The sequence below is a fragment of the Acinetobacter portensis genome, from assembly GCF_023158935.1.
In the GTDB taxonomy this organism is placed as follows: domain Bacteria; phylum Pseudomonadota; class Gammaproteobacteria; order Pseudomonadales; family Moraxellaceae; genus Acinetobacter; species Acinetobacter faecalis.
In genome coordinates this window covers 571,519-587,428 of record NZ_CP096120.1, presented here as the reverse complement: position 1 = coordinate 587,428, position 15,910 = coordinate 571,519, and the positions used below count along the sequence as shown (strand labels likewise).

Below are 15,910 nucleotides of genomic sequence, written 5' to 3'. Positions count from 1 at the left end.
TATTAATTTAACCTGAGTTCGATATAAAAAAAGAGTAGAAAAAAAGCCCTGTTTTTGTAACATATTGGTTCTCAAGACAAAATGTTATAAAACAAGGCTTCTCAATGGATCATATTACCGAATTATTTTGTATTTTGGATGATTTCTGCAAAAAATTTAATGAATCTTTAGAGAAAGCTTTAATTTCTAATCAAAAAACCAGGTTGAAAAAGTCAGCTTTAAGCTTGTCTGAAGCAATGACCATTGTCATTTTATTTCATCAATCCGGTTTTAGATTCTTCAAATATTTTTATTGCCAAATGATCGTTCCATTCTGGAAATCTGCTTTTCCTAAACTGCTTAGCTACAACCGATTTATTGAAATCATGCCCCGTTGTTTGCAAGCTCTGAGTAGTTTCTTCCATCAGGTGAAAGGAAAAGATACGGGAATCAGTATCATTGACTCCACTAAATTGGTAGTTTGCCATAATCTTCGGATTAAAAGGCATCGTGTATTTAAAGGCTTGGCCGGTCGTGGAAAAAGTAGCACGGGTTGGTTTTATGGTTTTAAATTACATCTCGTTATCAATAATTTAGGTGAAATTATTAATCTCAAGCTGACATCGGGAAATGTTCATGATGTTGCTATATTAGAATCTTTAACTCAAGAATTAAAAGGGATCCTACTCGGAGACAAAGGCTATTTGAGCAAAGCAAAAGCCGAAGCTTTAGCAGCAAGAGGACTGAAAATATTGACCCCATCACGTCGGAATATGAAAAATAAACCCATCCAAACTGAAGAAGAAAAACAATTACTTTACAGAAGAGGATTGATCGAAACAGTGAATGATCAATTAAAAAATTTACATCAACTTGAACATTCACGTCATCGTTCGGTAAATAACTTCATGGTGAATATCATGGCTGCTGTAGTGGCTTATTGTTTGAACCCCAATAAGCCAACTTTCCAAAATATGCTAAAAGGTTAAGTGGATTTCATCGAACTCAGGTTAATTTAATATAAATCATATAGTTGAGTAATTAATGCAAGAGTACTGTGCTTATACAATCTTTGTAGATGAAAGCGGAACTGACAGTTTAAAAAACTTTAAAGATGATGATCGATATTTTGTTTTAGCATTCTGCATCTTTGATAAAAACTACTATTCACAAGAAGCTGTCCCTAAGTTTCAAAAACTTAAATTTGATACATTTGGTCATGATCAGAAAATAATACATGGTTACGATATGATGAATTGTATTGGGGACTTTGAATGCTTGCAGGATTCTAAAATTAAAAATGTTTTTTTAAATAGGTTAACTGAAATTATCGAATCTACTAATTTTATATTGATTTCAACAGTAATAGATAAAAAGCGTTTAATTGACAGATATGTTAATGCTCAAAATCCATATGATCTTGCTCTCAAATATTCATTAGAAAGGGTTCAAAGCTTTTTACATGAACGAAATCAAGAGAATAAAATAGCCCATATTATCGTTGAGTCTAGAGATTCTAAATCTAATGAAAGATTAAAAAATGCATTTGTTAAAATAAAAAATGGCGACAACTGGAATCAGTCTTCATTTAATTTTGAAATTGAATTTGTAAATAAAAAATCGAACTCAACTGGTTTACAAATTGCAGATTTAGTAGCAGAACCAATTCGTTGTAAATTTTTAAGACCTGAAAAATTACATCAAAATTTTAGATCTCTTGAGAATAAATGAGACTGTAAATTAAATTGTGTAATTGCCTGAATTTGCTATGTTCATATTCACAACGGAGTCAGGCAACATGATGAACGAACAAAAACTAAAAGACCTTGCAGCAGAATTTGCTAAAGGAATCAAAACAGAAGACGATCTCAATCAATTCACCCGATTGTTGACTAAACTCACTGTTGAAACGGCTCTCAATGCCGAACTTACCGAACATCTCGGACATGAAAAGAATGCTCGTAAGAACGGTTCAAATGCTCGTAACGGTTATTCCAGTAAGACCGTGCTGAGCGATGATGGTGAGATTGAGATCACCACACCACGAGATCGTGATGGCACATTTGAGCCACAGCTAATTAAAAAGAATCAGACTCGTATCACGCAAATGGATAGCCAAATTCTATCCCTTTATGCCAAAGGCATGACTACCCGTGAAATCGTGGCTACTTTCAAAGAAATGTACGATGCTGATGTATCGCCAACGCTTATTTCCAAGGTGACTGATGCTGTTAAGGAGCAAGTCGCTGAATGGCAAAACCGTCCGCTGGATGCACTCTATCCCATCGTCTATATGGACTGTATTGTAGTTAAAGTCCGTCATAATGGCAGTGTTATCAACAAGGCTGTATTCCTTGCCTTAGGCATTAATCTTGATGGACAGAAAGAACTGCTCGGCATGTGGATGGCTGAGAATGAAGGTGCAAAGTTCTGGCTGAATGTCCTGACTGAGCTTAAAAACCGAGGGTTGCAGGATATTCTGATCGCCTGTGTGGATGGACTAAAAGGCTTTCCTGATGCCATTAACAGCGTATACCCGCAAACCCATATCCAGCTGTGCATTATCCATATGCTGCGTAACAGCTTGAAATACGTATCATGGAAAGATTACAAGGCCGTCACTCAGGATTTAAAAGCCGTTTATCAGTCACCTACTGAAGAGGCAGCCTTGATGGCCTTGGATCAATTCGCCCAAACATGGGATGACAAGTACCCACAGATCAGCAAAAGCTGGCGTACACACTGGGAGAATCTAAATACCTTCTTTGCTTATCCAGCCGAGATACGCAAAGCCATCTATACCACCAATGCGATCGAATCATTAAACAGCGTAATACGTCAGGCGATCAAAAAGCGTAAAGTCTTTCCAACGGATGATTCTGTACGTAAAGTGATTTACCTGGCAATTGATGCAGCGTCTAAAAAGTGGAATATGCCTATTCGCGACTGGCGTTTAGCCATGAGCCGCTTTATTATTGAATTCGGTGACCGCTTAAGCAATCACCTTTAAATTTATGAAAAGCAATTACACAAAATTATTTACAGGCTCGAATAAATTCTATTGCAAAGGTGGACGTAATCATACTGGTAAGAATTTTGATGGTTATGGTTTAAAACTTTTCCCATATTAGAAAAAATCCCGTTACTTAAGCGGGATTTTTATACTTATTAAATCAACCTCTATAACCCTACCGTCTACTAAAATCTAAAAATCGACTTACTGTCCTTTTATTTAAGCAACTCTCTCATTCCAAAAATCTCCCAAAATGAATAACAATTAAAACACCCGACTTACCACTTCCCCATTAAATAAAATACAATCTTGTACGCGTTGTTTCTGCACAGAACTTAACTCATCTACAGAAAACCATCTAAATTCAGAATGCTCTGAACTCAATTTAATATTTGAATTTTCAGCTAAATGACATTTAAATAAAAATGCATGTGAGGTTACCGCAGAGTGAAAATACACACCAGATAAGTAGTCTATATGTATATCGCAGCCTAACTCTTCTTTACATTCACGAATAAGTGCAGCATGTATGGTTTCCCCCATATCCAACCCACCACCAGGCAATCCCCAAGCACAATTGGTATAAGTTGCTTTTAGCAATAGAACTTCATTATTTTCATTGAGTATGACGGCATGTGAACTTAGCCTATAAAAATCGTCAAATGCCATATTTTTTCCCAATTTAAATTAGATTTAAAATTTACACAGTAAAATAAATACAATAAGTATTACAAATACCTTCATTACCCTTTAATGTAGTGAGTTCGGTATAGAAATATGTTGATGCGCAACCTTCCATTTACCTTGAATTTTCTCAAAACAAAACGTTGTTCGACACCAAGGTAAATTTAACGCTCGCGTTGTATCAGCATAATCAATTTTGGAATAACAATGCATAAAGGCTAAATCCGATTTCGCATGAATTTCTACTTTTCGTCTATATACACGTACATCATCGACAAAATCACCACTATACTTTTCCCACAATTGTTTAAATTCACTAACATTATTTTGCTGACTACTCACGTCAAACACCTTAAAATGATCTGAACACATATCAGTTATTGCTTGTAAATCTAAACTTTCAATAGCCCTATCCCATTGTTTTATTTTAAATAAAATTTCTTATGCATTATGTTTATCGCCAATTAACTGAACAAACAAAAGATTTACCCCATCCAAATCCTTATTATTTAGTTTAACTTATCAATAAATGCAATAAAAAATATGTTACTTATCATGTATTTTTAAACATCTACGCCAGCCTTATTCTACTTATAAGTAAAACAAAATCTTAAAATATTCATTTCTCAATAATAAAAAAAGCATGCCTAAGCATGCAATTTTCAATTCACTACAACGAAGAATCAGGTTAAATCTTTAATAACTGTTTGTATTCCATTATTTTTAACAGAATCTATGCCTTTTTCTCGTGATTGCTCACTAGAATAAAGCTGACTTGTACCAATGACCTGATGATTAGCTGCTTTTAAATTAAAATAAGGTTTTCCATTTTTTGCAGTCAAACGTTCATAACGAGAATCATCTATACAATTTTTTTGAACCGATTCAATACCCACAAGTGCCGATGGCTTTGCTTTATAAAGTTCACTTGTAAGGATAGCCTCTCCATTACCTGCTTTTAAACTAAAGCGATATTGACCATCATTCGCTTGAGTGATTTCAAACCATCCTGACATACCACACCTCTTCTAATTGCTTTTATTTATGTGTATTTAAATAGACTAATCACAATTTATTCTATTCATATGAAATATAAATGACTTTTTATGAATAGAAAAGTAGCTTATTAAAATAAGTGTTTATTACACATCACTTTATTCAATATTTTTATTTATAAATGTCCGAAAAAAGGCAAAACCACCTATAAGTTTTGCCTTTAAATTTTAGTTTGAACTTACAATTTTTTTTGCATAAATATCACGTTGCATTTCCAAAACTTCCACACAAAACTGAACTGTGACATTAGATTGTTTAGGCGCTTTTTCACAAAGAACTTCAAGTAATTTTTCTGCAATTTCTTTTCTTAATTCAGCAGATCGTCCTGTTAACAAAGACAATTTAAGATGCATATATGCCTGATTTTGTTCATCATCACCAATTACATAATCTGTTTGGCAGATTGCACGGCTTTTTATGTCTAATCCCGCTTGAGCATATCCGCCTTGAATTAAGGCCTGATTCAATGAAATTAATAATGGTTTTACTTCTAAATTTTCAATATTGTCTGAATATTCAAGATGAATGTGTGGCATAGGATAATCTTCAAAATATTTTAATTAATTTATACCATGTTCATTTTAGTAAATCTGCATTAAAACCCATATCACTTACTTTATATTTTGATAGGCAATAAAAAAGCACAATGCATTGAATGACTGTGCTTTTATTTAAAAAAAGCTTATGCTTTTTTCACATATTCTGACTTCAATTTCATTGCGCCAACGCCATCAATTTTACAATCAATATCATGTCCATCAGCAGCATCTGGTAATAGGCGAATATTTTTAACTTTAGTACCAACTTTGACTACAGATGATGAACCTTTAATTTTCAAATCTTTAATTACAGTTACGGTATCGCCATCTGCAAGTACGTTGCCATTTGCATCTTTAATAATAGCGTCAGTTTCTGCTTCTGAAGTTTCGCCAGCTTTCCATTCGTGTGAACATTCAGGGCAAATAAGTAGGTCGCCATCTTCGTATGTATATTCTGATTGGCACTGTGGGCAATTTGGTAAAGACATAAAAAATCTCAAAAAAAAAGAAGAAAAAATATAAAAATACACTATAACATTTTTATATTTCTTTGATGTAGTGAAAAGTCTTATTTAAAGTATGGTTTTTTATTTTTTAAATATATAAATAAAATAAAAAGCATGTCTATGGACATGCTTTTAATAATACTTAAATTAGCATTTTATGCAGGTTGTTCTGTGTCTAAATCTTCGTCTTCATCATCGTAGACGTAAGCCATACAGCCCCAACCATCGTATTCGCCATTATACTCAGTTCCAATTTTAGTGAACCATTCTTCTAAATCTACAATATCTGAATAGTCTGGTTCCATATAAACATAAATTGTAATGAACCATTCATCTGTTTCTTCGTCTTGGAATAACGAAATTTTTTGCTCTTCATTTAATAAAAACAGTGCACATTTTTCCGCAGTTTCTTGGTTTTTAAATGCAATTGAATATTCAATTTCATGAGCAACAGTTAAATCATCACCGTCTTCAGCCATTTGCCAAAGTACGTTGCCGTTGTCATCATCTGGGAATTGTTGATAATCGCGTGACATTTTTATTCCTTATTTTGAACATATATTTCTATGGTCTAGATTAGCCTATATATGTTTCAATTTGGAGATTAATTACGACTTCGTACAATTAACTATTGATTTTGCAATGAACAATATCAAAACGGCACATTGCCTTTAATTTCAACTTCTTTACCACTTAAAGGTTGCTTAAACGCCAAATAACTTGCATGCAACGCCATTCTATTTAATAAACTTAAATCTGGTTCAGGATGATAAATTTTATCGCCAGTAATAGGATGACCAATATGCATCATATGCACACGAAGTTGATGCGAACGCCCTGTAATTGGCGTAAGTAAAACACGAGTAATATCTTCTTCTACATTATATTCCAAAGCTTTATACAAAGTTTTTGCAGATTTCCCCAACTCAAAATGCACCATCTGACGTGGTCTGTTTTCCCAATCTGTAATTAAAGGAACCTCTACACTTCCCTCACCATCAAGCTTCCCTTGAACCAAAGCAATATAGTTCTTCGTTACGGTTCGCGCTTGAAACATCTTACTAATGGCTACTTCAGCATCTCTATGTTTAGCAAACATTAAAATACCCGAGGTTGCCATATCTAAACGATGTGTAATTTTTGCATTTGGATATTTTTCCAAAACACGTAAATATGCGCTGTCATGATGTTCAGGTAAACGCCCAGGTACAGACAACAATTCCGCAGGCTTTTCAATCACCACTAAATCATCATCTTCATAGACAATAGAAAGTGGTTCTTGCGGAGGCATATATACAAATTTATCGTCTAAAGGCATGAAATTACAGCATAGGGAGGAAAAAACGCAAAGTAGCAAGATGCATTTCGACTGTCAATCTTTCAGCTCATTTAGCCTTAACAGTTCTTAAGCAATTTGAATTGTCGTTTGTGATTTACCAAGTGCTTTGGCTTTATACATCAGCATATCTGCTGCATGTGTTGCATCATCTAAATCTTCAGGAAGATGATCGAATAAAATAATTCCCATACTAAAATCTACACCCGACTGCTCTTTTAAACCACTTTCATTAAAAGCGCGTCTTAAACGTGCAGAATACTCTTCAGCACCTTTGGCATCTGTTCTTTTTAATATAACAATAAACTCATCTCCGCCCATTCGCGCAACAATATCAGTACTTCTAGTGGCTTTTTTTAAAATTTCTGCAAACGCAACTAACACGTCGTCACCTTTAGAATGCCCTAAAGAATCATTGATTTTTTTAAAGCCATCTAAATCTATTACACCTACCGCAAAACCATGTGAAGATTTATGTGAATTTCTTCGAATATCATCATATTGCATTTGAAATGCACGAGAATTACTTAAAGCAGTTAGGCTATCTCTCATTGCCATTTTAGTCATTGCAATTAAACTTCCACGTACTTTAAATAGCAAAATAGCCACTACACTAAAAAATGCTAAGCGAACAAAAGCATTCCAATATGGCGCAAGTGTCTGCGTATATTGATGTCCCGAGCTAAAATCTGCATATAACCACATGCACGTTGCGCCTAATATAGAAAGAACAGTTACTTTAGTGTTGTCATACCAAACAGCGACAGAAACGGGAATTAAATAGAACACTGAAAAGGAATATTCATAGCCTGTAGCAAGATCTATCCAACCCATAATAAGTGTGAATAAAATAATAATACTTCGGCGAGTCAATGCACGTCCTGAAAGTAATTTTTCAACCTGAGTAAGCATCTAAAATATCCAGAACACTATCTATTAATCATCATCTTAATGCAATATTTCAAAATACCCTACCCTAATAGCTTAAAATTTAACAACTTAAATGTAACTTAAAAATTAGATATTAAGTTTTCCAGGTATTTAATTTAATTAAGATTTAATGAATGTTTGAATAATAAATTGAGAAATTATTTTTATATTTTATTCGGAAGAATTTTTTAGGGTGTTGGGAAAAACAGTGTTTTGTTTACTTCAACTATCATGACTTTGTAAGTTATGATCTTATAGCCTATAAACTTGTGATCTATAGCGTCCTAAGTCGAATCGAGACCTTTTGGGTAAGTACTGCACTCGCGTTTTGCGCCGCTCACAGCATGCTACTCTTTTCGATTCCCGTCACACCCTTGAAACATATAATAGTGAAAGGTCGCTGAAATTAATTTCCTAAGATCTTTTAATTTCTAGCTTATATAAAAATAATTTCCACAAAACACTCACATATAGAAAATATTTTTCAATAAGAACCCAATTCGACATTTTTTATCTATTTAATGATGCTTATTCAGGAATTCTTACAATCTACACTTACATATATTAATTGATGTATTTATAGAGAATAATCTAACGGGTTTTTAAGAAATTGTACTTTGTACCCACGTTGCAATAAACCACCATAAGCTTATAGCAGACATACCACATAATAAATTTGCCAAAACTTTTTGCAATTTACTTAAGGTTTGAGATTTATAAACTTTAAGATTAAGAATATAAGCGACACAGCCTAAAGCACCGCCAATAGCTCCACCAAACAGAACCAATAATAATGGCCAAGCCGCTATAAAATGTGCCTTTTTAGCTAAAGGGGCTTTTTCTAAAGTTTCTACATATTCCATATTTTACCTACTATTTTTTCATTTATTAAAAGCCAAATATGGTTTTTATATAGCAATTTTTAAGCCATTTATGCTGTGAAAAATGAAGTTATTCCATCATCAATTCATCAAAGTCTTTAATTTTAGATAAATAGATAGGTTCTAAATTAACTTTAGACCATGTTTCTTTAAAGCGAGGATCTTCATCTCCCACTTCATTCATATTTTTACGATACAACTTTTTTCTTGTTAATAAATTTATGCTCGTTTCACTTGAAACATAAGGGCCATAATTACTTGAATTTTCATAGCCAATTAAGCGCATATCATTATTTTCTAGTCTAAAACTATAGCCCCACCATCCATAACGCCCATGTCCATAATGAATAAACAATTTGTTTTTATTAATTTCCACACTAAGTTCAGGTGGGAAATAAACTCCACCTTCTTCATTTTCAGATGAAAAGGCACTTAAATTTTGCACGATCTTTTTATATGCACCATTTTCATTTAAAAGCACCAATATGCCACGGCGGTTGCGGTCTAATTTCCCTTGATACTCATGCTCTACCCATTGCTTTGCGTCTGTACCTTTTACAATTAAAACTAAATCTTGTTTACCATCTTTATTTAAGTCGCCTTCTATAGCTTCAAATAACACATAGTTTTTTGGTAAATACGCTTTGTATTTAATATTGTCTTTTTTTAGCTTAATTTCTTCAAAACTTTGCGTAGCTATATTTTCTGATGATGCTTGAGCAAATACCGCCTGCCCTGTAAAACATGTAGCAGCAAGTAAAATGCTTATTGTGATTTTTCTCATTATCTTCATTCTATTCAATTTATAAATTATGGAATTTATATAAATAAAACCCACCAATTGGTGGGTTTAAAATATGTTGTTTTATTAAACATCACAACATTTTTCACATGCTTCTACTTTTTCTCTTGGCCAGTTCATTCTTGCTCTTTTATATGCCAGTTCATAATTTGCAAAATAGCCTATTAAAATTTGGTCGCTTAATTTTGGTAAGTTTTCACAACCTGCTGTTGCATTATGTATTTTATTAATACCATTTTCCGCAGGCTTTTCATCGACTATAAATTTTATCATCTGCATTTTTTGCCCCCCAAAACACTTTTAAAGTTCAAATATGAACAAATCCATAAAATTATTATGGTTTATAAATCACATATTAAAAATATGTCTTTTATGGGTGAAAATCAATCATTTTCTTGCATGAAATTTAAACTATTTTTCATGTAAATTTCAAAAAACATGAACAGATAAACATTTGTTTTTATTTACTATGATATTTCTGAATTTATTGTATTTTTCTTTTTCTCTCGAAACCATCTTACTGTAAAAATAGCCAGCACAATAATTAGAACAACCACAAGAACAGGCACAATTAAAGACAATATTGAAAGTAGAAATGCTCCAATCCATTCACCTGTTGATACAAGTGGATTTGCTACTCCGCCTGTTGTTGCTGTTGATACGCCACGAACTGCAACTGTGCTCATTTGTACTGCGCCTGCTGTACCTCCACCAATAATAATGGCTGCTGCCCAACTTGCGAATTGCGACATTTCTCCACTACTTACCGCCATAGTCGTAAGTGTGCCTGCAATCATAGCTGCGGGAGTTGCTACGGTGTCTAGCATGTTGTCTACCCACGGTATGTAGTAAGCGGCAACTTCACATACGGTTGCGACTGCAAGCGCAATACAGACCGATGGCATTGCAAGCCATTCGAAGCCTTTCATAGGTTCGAACCATCCTAAAAGTGATGCAATACTCATAACCAATAGTGGTACGAATACTCGAAATCCGCAGGCTGCGCTAAGTCCAATGCCTATACATAAGCCAAGTATGGTTTCCATGTGGTGTTCCTTTGTTTTTCTTTTCTATTGTTTTATACGTTAACAAAAAAGCCCCATCGGGTGATAGGGCTTTTATTTAAAACAGTAAGTGCTGTTTTAGTCGTGTGGCTTAGGCATTCTTATTGTTAAATTGAACGCCATGGCATTTGGTACACGGGGGTAAACGGTCTGTACCAATTTCTAAGTAGGCGCGGTGTCCGCATTGCACACAAAAATAGAAGCCTGTGCCAGGTTTTTGACCAGCTTGAACCATTTTTGCTCTCCTTGGGTTTAGAAATGGTGAGACCAATATAACCGAATATTTATGACTTTCAATTAGCCATTTAGTCGAATGATGATGTCAGATGGGCGAAGGAGTTCTACTACGAATAATACAATGAATATTTTTAACTTATTTATTAAAACGCTCATAGTGAGAAGTTTTAATACACAATAAAAATCAAATTACTTACCTATTTTTAGACAAATTACCTTAAACATGCTCCCATATTATGCTCAATACAGTAAAAATACACCAATTAACAAAATATTATTTTAGTGTGATAGCTTTAACAAAAATTAATATTTACAAAAATGAAGATAAACACATGAAAGCAATTATTACTCAAGGTGCAACTACAACTCATGGCGGTGTGGTTTCAGAAGTATTCGATAATTTTTCTATCGACGGTAAAAAAATTCATTTAGATGGTATGACACATTATTGCCCATTATGTAAAAAAAACAGTTTCGGCTATTGGTACTGATAGCACCAAAATCGTGATGGGTAAAAAAATGGTTTTTGAGGGTGATAAAACCAGTTGCGGTGCAACTTTTATTGGTAATCAAACTCTTGCTTTTAGTACAACAGGCAGTAAGGCGCTTGGTATGAATTTAATTAACAGCCTTGTCCTGAATAAAGAAAGTCATGAATTTGCTGAACGTTTTTTATTGCAAAGTGAAAAAACAAATGAGCCTGTACGTAATGGTAATTATGAGGTTTATAAAAATGGACAGCTCGTTTTAAAAGGCACAACGGATGAAAATGGGATGACGGAGCTTATTACAGGCACTGATGGTGAAAAAATAGAAATTCGTATCGTTGGTGGTGATAATGACTGAATGGTATCAAGCTGTATTAAAAAAAGCGAAAGAAGAAGCTGCTAAAAATCCGACAGTACTTAAAGTAGATAGTCATAGATATTTAACCAGTGGAGAAATAGCTTTAGCTAAGTTAATTTATAAAGATTCAATTGATTACTCAAAAGTTAGAATTATTAATGGAGGATTTTTAGGGATTCCAAATAAAACAAAGTTTGCAATGGTACCATTTGGAAATATACATTTCCCGAAAGAAGATTATGAAAAAATTAAAGATTTTTCTAAATTAACAGCTAAAGTTAAACCATCGCATCAAATCTGGTTTATTCATGAAATGGCACATGTTTGGCAACACACATTAGGTTTAAGTGTTGCTTTAAGAGGGATAGAAATGGGTATCCGAGGAGGTTATTCTCAAGCTAAAGGTTATGATTATGATTTAATTTGTGATGACCAGTATCGAGAATTTAATCAATTTAATTTTGAGCAACAAGCTGAAATTATAAGTCATTATTTTGATGCTTTTTACTTACCAGAAGAAGGGCATAATGCGCCAAAGCAACGCAGTAAAAATGAAAAACAAAAATTTGCTTTGAAAAAAGTGCTCGCAGGGTTTCTACAGAATCCTAACAATAAAGACCTAATCTCAAAGAACCACGGGAAACTCTATTATGGAAAAGACCCTCTCCAATATTAGAAGAATCTACTACATAACATTTTTACTATTTCTCCCAAGTTTTTCGTATGCTATTTCTAATCCTTATAGAGGTGGTGAGGTTATTATTTCCATTAAAAATAATAATCCTTGTTTTACTATTAATAATAGTCTTGAAAAAAAAGGGGGATTTAATATAGTTATTTATGAAGATAATTTACAAAACCCAGAAATTCCCAAAATTTGGTCATATGAAAGTAACTATGAACGAGATTTTAAAAATGAAAATGATTGTGTTGTAATTAACAATTTTTCAACTTCAAATCTAAAGCTCGATACTTATTATAGTGTTACTTTAAGTGATATAAAAATTGCTTATGAAAATGATTTTTGTATTACAAAGAAAAATGAAGACTATGTTGTACAAGATTATGATTTCAAAAATGATAAATGTGTAGACAAAGAATTAAGTTTTTGGAAAAAGCTAAAGTCTTTTTTTAATAAGGTGTTTTCATTTTTATTTTGATACATAATTTAGATGCTATGAAAATCATAATCTCAATAATTAAAAGCCCACTACACCATCACGATTAGGGCTTTTAATTATTTTAGATTCTTTTTACGTTAGCTTTACGCCACATTCCCTTCTAAAAAGTCCTGTGCAAAGCGTTGTAACACACCACCCGCTTCATACACATGAACCTCTTCTTCCGTATCTAAACGGCAGGTTACAGGCACTTCCACAATTTCATTCAAACCATCAACCGTGGCACGCTCAATCACCAAAGTTAAAGTCGAACGTGGTGCAATGTTGCCAATCACGCTATACAACTCCGTACCATCTAAACCTAAAGTTTTACGGTCAGTTCCTACCTTAAACTCAAGCGGTAACACGCCCATACCTACTAAGTTTGTACGGTGAATACGCTCAAAACCTTCCGCAACAATTACTTCCACCCCTGCAAGGCGAACACCTTTAGCCGCCCAGTCACGGCTAGAACCTTGTCCGTAATCTTTCCCTGCAATAATAATTAAAGGCTGTTTACGGTTCATGTAAGTTTCAATGGCTTCCCACATACGCATCACTTCGCCTTCAGGCTCTACACGCGCTTTTGAACCCTGCTTAATTGTGCCATCCGAACGAACCACCATTTCATTAAACAATTTCGGGTTGGCAAAAGTTGCACGTTGCGTCGTCAAGTGGTCGCCACGGTGCGTTGCATAAGAGTTAAAGTCTTCCTCAGGCACGCCCATCTTTTTCAAATATTCACCCGAAGCACTGTCTAAAACAATCGCATTCGATGGAGATAAATGATCTGTGGTGATGTTATCGCCCAAAATAGCCAACGGACGCATTTGGCTTAAAGTACGAGGTGCAGCCAAAGCCCCTTCCCAATATGGCGGACGACGAATATACGTACTTTGCGGTCGCCAATCGTATAAAGGACTTGCCGATTTTTCATTGACACCTAAATCGAACATTGGAATATAAACTTTCTTAAATTGTTCAGGCTTCACGGCTTCTTTAACCAAAGCATCAATTTCAGCATCAGACGGCCAAATATCTTTTAAATAAATTGGATTACCATCTTTATCGTTTCCTAAAGCATCGGTTTCGATATCAAAACGAATTGTTCCTGCAATTGCATAAGCAACTACTAAAGGTGGAGATGCTAAAAATGCTTGCTTCGCATAAGGATGAATTCGACCATCGAAGTTACGGTTACCTGAAAGTACCGCAGTTGCGTATAGGTCACGGTCAATAATTTCTTGCTGAATTTTCGGATCTAATGCGCCCGACATACCGTTACAGGTGGTACATGCATACGCCACAATACCAAAGCCAAGTTGTTCTAAATCTTTTAAAACGCCTGCTTCTTCTAAATACAATGCAGCCGCTTTAGAACCTGGTGCAAAAGATGATTTCACCCAAGGTTTACGCACTAAACCAAGTTCTATTGCCTTACGTGCAAGTAAGCCTGCTGCTACCGTATTTCGTGGGTTAGATGTATTGGTACATGAAGTAATGGCAGCAATAATAATTGCACCATCAGGCATTAAACCATCTGTACGGTTTTCTACAACACCTGCAATGCCTTTCGCTTTTAAGTCTGCTGTTGATACACGCGCATGTGGGTTTGATGGCCCTGCAATGTTACGTGTTACGGTAGATAAATCGAAACGTAAAACACGTGGATATTCCGCTTTGGTCATGTCACTTGCCCAAAGACCAATTTCTTTGGCATAAGTTTCAACAAGTTTTACTTGCTCAGGCTCACGACCTGTAAGTGTTAAATAATCTATGGTGTTTTGGTCTATATAGAACATTGCCGCAGTTGCGCCATATTCAGGTGTCATGTTGGAAATAGTCGCTCTATCTCCTACAGACATGCTGTCTGCACCTTCGCCAAAGAATTCTAAATATGCACCAACAACACGTTCTTTACGTAAAAATTCAGTCAATGCTAAAACGATGTCTGTTGCAGTAATACCTGCTTGGCGTTGTCCTACAAGTTCTACACCAATAATGTCTGGCAAGCGCATCCAAGATGCACGACCAAGCATGACATTTTCAGCTTCGAGTCCGCCCACACCAATTGAAATAACACCTAAAGCATCTGTATGAGGGGTATGTGAATCTGTTCCTACACAAGTGTCAGGATATGCAACGCCACCACGGTTTTGAATAACAGGTGACATTTTTTCTAAGTTAATTTGATGCATGATGCCGTTGCCCGCAGGAATCACATCGACATTTTCAAAAGCTGTTTTTGTCCATTCAATAAAATGAAAACGGTCTTCATTACGACGGTCTTCAATGGCACGGTTTTTTTCAAAAGCATCTGGGTCAAAACCACCAAACTCCACCGCCAATGAATGATCGACAATGAGCTGTGTTGGCACAACAGGATTCACTTTAGATGGGTCACCGCCTTGTTCTGCAATTGCATCTCGTAAACCTGCTAAATCGACCAAAGCGGTTTGCCCTAAAATATCGTGACACACTACTCGTGCAGGATACCAAGGGAAATCGTGGTCTTGTTTACGGTAAATAAGTTCTTTTAAAGACTGTTCTAATATTGTGGAATCACAACGGCGTACTAACTGTTCTGCAAGCACTTTAGAGGTATAAGGAAGTTTTTCATAAGCGCCTTGCTCAATGCTTTCTACGGCTTGTCGCACGTCAAAATATTCTAGCTGGGTGCCTTGCAGTGGTTTACGGAAGTTGTTATTCATAGCTTGCCTGCCTTTCAATTCAATCTTTTATCAGCTTTTGTTGTTGCTTGTTTTTCAATCCATCTCAGGCATACTACACTGCCAAAACACCATTTCCCAAATGTTATATTTTTCATAAACTTAGGTTTAAAAACTGCTGTTTTTTTAATATTTTTGAATATCAATC

Annotated in this window: 21 protein-coding genes; 7 read left to right on the top strand and 14 right to left on the bottom strand. The window is 34.8% G+C overall.

The genetic code is table 11. The features are described 5' to 3' along the window. The first annotated feature begins 104 nt into the window (after positions 1 to 104). The 3 genes from MZO21_RS03040 to MZO21_RS03030 all read left to right on the top strand — a co-directional run bounded on the left by MZO21_RS03040 (position 105) and on the right by MZO21_RS03030 (position 2,989). Positions 105 to 968 carry an IS982 family transposase gene (locus tag MZO21_RS03040; RefSeq protein WP_248129649.1) on the top strand — a complete coding sequence of 288 codons (864 nt, stop codon included), beginning with the start codon at positions 105 to 107 and terminating at the stop codon, positions 966 to 968. Between the two features lie 55 nt (positions 969 to 1,023). After that, positions 1,024 to 1,710: a DUF3800 domain-containing protein gene (locus MZO21_RS03035; RefSeq protein ID WP_248104268.1), complete on the top strand. Its 687-nt coding sequence runs from the start codon at positions 1,024 to 1,026 to the stop codon at positions 1,708 to 1,710. Between the two features lie 70 nt (positions 1,711 to 1,780). Beyond that, positions 1,781 to 2,989, top strand: coding sequence for an IS256 family transposase (locus tag MZO21_RS03030; RefSeq protein WP_032028744.1), 1,209 nt, complete (start codon positions 1,781 to 1,783; stop codon positions 2,987 to 2,989). Positions 2,990 to 3,256: 267 nt separating this feature from the next. Here the strand turns inward: MZO21_RS03030 and MZO21_RS03025 are convergent, their stop codons facing one another. From MZO21_RS03025 to MZO21_RS02965, 13 genes are all read right to left on the bottom strand, one after another. After that, entirely contained in the window at positions 3,257 to 3,661 is a 405-nt protein-coding gene (locus MZO21_RS03025) for an NUDIX hydrolase (RefSeq protein ID WP_154772711.1), read from the bottom strand. Between the two features lie 81 nt (positions 3,662 to 3,742). Beyond that, positions 3,743 to 4,102, bottom strand: coding sequence for a nuclear transport factor 2 family protein (locus tag MZO21_RS03020; protein ID WP_321104463.1), 360 nt, complete (start codon positions 4,100 to 4,102; stop codon positions 3,743 to 3,745). Positions 4,103 to 4,359: 257 nt separating this feature from the next. Beyond that, positions 4,360 to 4,692: a YegP family protein gene (locus tag MZO21_RS03015; protein WP_154772709.1), complete on the bottom strand. Its 333-nt coding sequence runs from the start codon at positions 4,690 to 4,692 to the stop codon at positions 4,360 to 4,362. Positions 4,693 to 4,899: 207 nt separating this feature from the next. Further along, positions 4,900 to 5,268, bottom strand: a complete 369-nt coding sequence (locus MZO21_RS03010) for a 5-carboxymethyl-2-hydroxymuconate Delta-isomerase (protein ID WP_154772708.1) — start codon at positions 5,266 to 5,268, stop codon at positions 4,900 to 4,902. Between the two features lie 146 nt (positions 5,269 to 5,414). Then, positions 5,415 to 5,759 (bottom strand): zinc ribbon domain-containing protein YjdM, encoded by a 345-nt coding sequence (locus MZO21_RS03005; RefSeq protein ID WP_154772707.1) that lies wholly within the window; start codon positions 5,757 to 5,759, stop codon positions 5,415 to 5,417. A 173-nt stretch (positions 5,760 to 5,932) separates the two neighbouring features. After that, positions 5,933 to 6,313: a ribonuclease E inhibitor RraB gene (locus tag MZO21_RS03000; RefSeq protein WP_248102030.1), complete on the bottom strand. Its 381-nt coding sequence runs from the start codon at positions 6,311 to 6,313 to the stop codon at positions 5,933 to 5,935. A gap of 116 nt (positions 6,314 to 6,429) precedes the next feature. After that, positions 6,430 to 7,095, bottom strand: a complete 666-nt coding sequence (locus MZO21_RS02995) for an RluA family pseudouridine synthase (RefSeq protein WP_154772705.1) — start codon at positions 7,093 to 7,095, stop codon at positions 6,430 to 6,432. A gap of 87 nt (positions 7,096 to 7,182) precedes the next feature. Next, on the bottom strand, positions 7,183 to 8,025 hold the full coding sequence (locus MZO21_RS02990) for a GGDEF domain-containing protein (protein ID WP_248102033.1): 843 nt from the start codon (positions 8,023 to 8,025) through the stop codon (positions 7,183 to 7,185). 620 nt (positions 8,026 to 8,645) lie between these two features. Beyond that, on the bottom strand, positions 8,646 to 8,906 hold the full coding sequence (locus MZO21_RS02985; protein ID WP_248102036.1) for a hypothetical protein: 261 nt from the start codon (positions 8,904 to 8,906) through the stop codon (positions 8,646 to 8,648). An 88-nt stretch (positions 8,907 to 8,994) separates the two neighbouring features. Further along, the gene (locus MZO21_RS02980; RefSeq protein WP_248102039.1) at positions 8,995 to 9,708 is read right to left on the bottom strand and encodes a hypothetical protein; all 714 of its coding nucleotides are present in this window, start codon (positions 9,706 to 9,708) and stop codon (positions 8,995 to 8,997) included. 84 nt (positions 9,709 to 9,792) lie between these two features. Then, a complete protein-coding gene (locus tag MZO21_RS02975) occupies positions 9,793 to 9,999 on the bottom strand; it encodes a hypothetical protein (protein WP_248102168.1) in 207 nt (68 codons plus the stop codon). A 194-nt stretch (positions 10,000 to 10,193) separates the two neighbouring features. After that, on the bottom strand, positions 10,194 to 10,772 hold the full coding sequence (locus MZO21_RS02970; RefSeq protein ID WP_248102042.1) for a DUF4126 domain-containing protein: 579 nt from the start codon (positions 10,770 to 10,772) through the stop codon (positions 10,194 to 10,196). 109 nt (positions 10,773 to 10,881) lie between these two features. After that, complete coding sequence (locus MZO21_RS02965) at positions 10,882 to 11,025, bottom strand: zinc ribbon-containing protein (protein WP_248102045.1); 144 nt, start codon at positions 11,023 to 11,025, stop codon at positions 10,882 to 10,884. 334 nt (positions 11,026 to 11,359) lie between these two features. Here MZO21_RS02965 and MZO21_RS02960 point away from each other — a divergent pair, with 334 nt between their 5' ends. From MZO21_RS02960 to MZO21_RS02945, 4 genes are read left to right on the top strand one after another with little or no spacing between them, the layout of a single operon-like run. After that, entirely contained in the window at positions 11,360 to 11,518 is a 159-nt protein-coding gene (locus MZO21_RS02960; RefSeq protein WP_248102048.1) for a PAAR domain-containing protein, read from the top strand. A 13-nt stretch (positions 11,519 to 11,531) separates the two neighbouring features. Then, positions 11,532 to 11,873, top strand: a complete 342-nt coding sequence (locus tag MZO21_RS02955) for a hypothetical protein (protein ID WP_248102050.1) — start codon at positions 11,532 to 11,534, stop codon at positions 11,871 to 11,873. Next, positions 11,866 to 12,549, top strand: a complete 684-nt coding sequence (locus MZO21_RS02950) for a zinc protease (protein ID WP_248102052.1) — start codon at positions 11,866 to 11,868, stop codon at positions 12,547 to 12,549. The genes MZO21_RS02955 and MZO21_RS02950 overlap by 8 nt, the downstream gene beginning before the upstream one ends. Further along, positions 12,524 to 13,033, top strand: a complete 510-nt coding sequence (locus MZO21_RS02945; protein ID WP_248102055.1) for an NF045616 family extracytoplasmic (lipo)protein — start codon at positions 12,524 to 12,526, stop codon at positions 13,031 to 13,033. The genes MZO21_RS02950 and MZO21_RS02945 overlap by 26 nt, the downstream gene beginning before the upstream one ends. A 104-nt stretch (positions 13,034 to 13,137) precedes the next feature. Here MZO21_RS02945 and acnD read toward each other — a convergent pair whose 3' ends face one another. After that, positions 13,138 to 15,744 carry a Fe/S-dependent 2-methylisocitrate dehydratase AcnD gene (acnD, locus tag MZO21_RS02940; protein ID WP_248102058.1) on the bottom strand — a complete coding sequence of 869 codons (2,607 nt, stop codon included), beginning with the start codon at positions 15,742 to 15,744 and terminating at the stop codon, positions 13,138 to 13,140. Between the last annotated feature and the right edge of the window lie 166 nt (positions 15,745 to 15,910).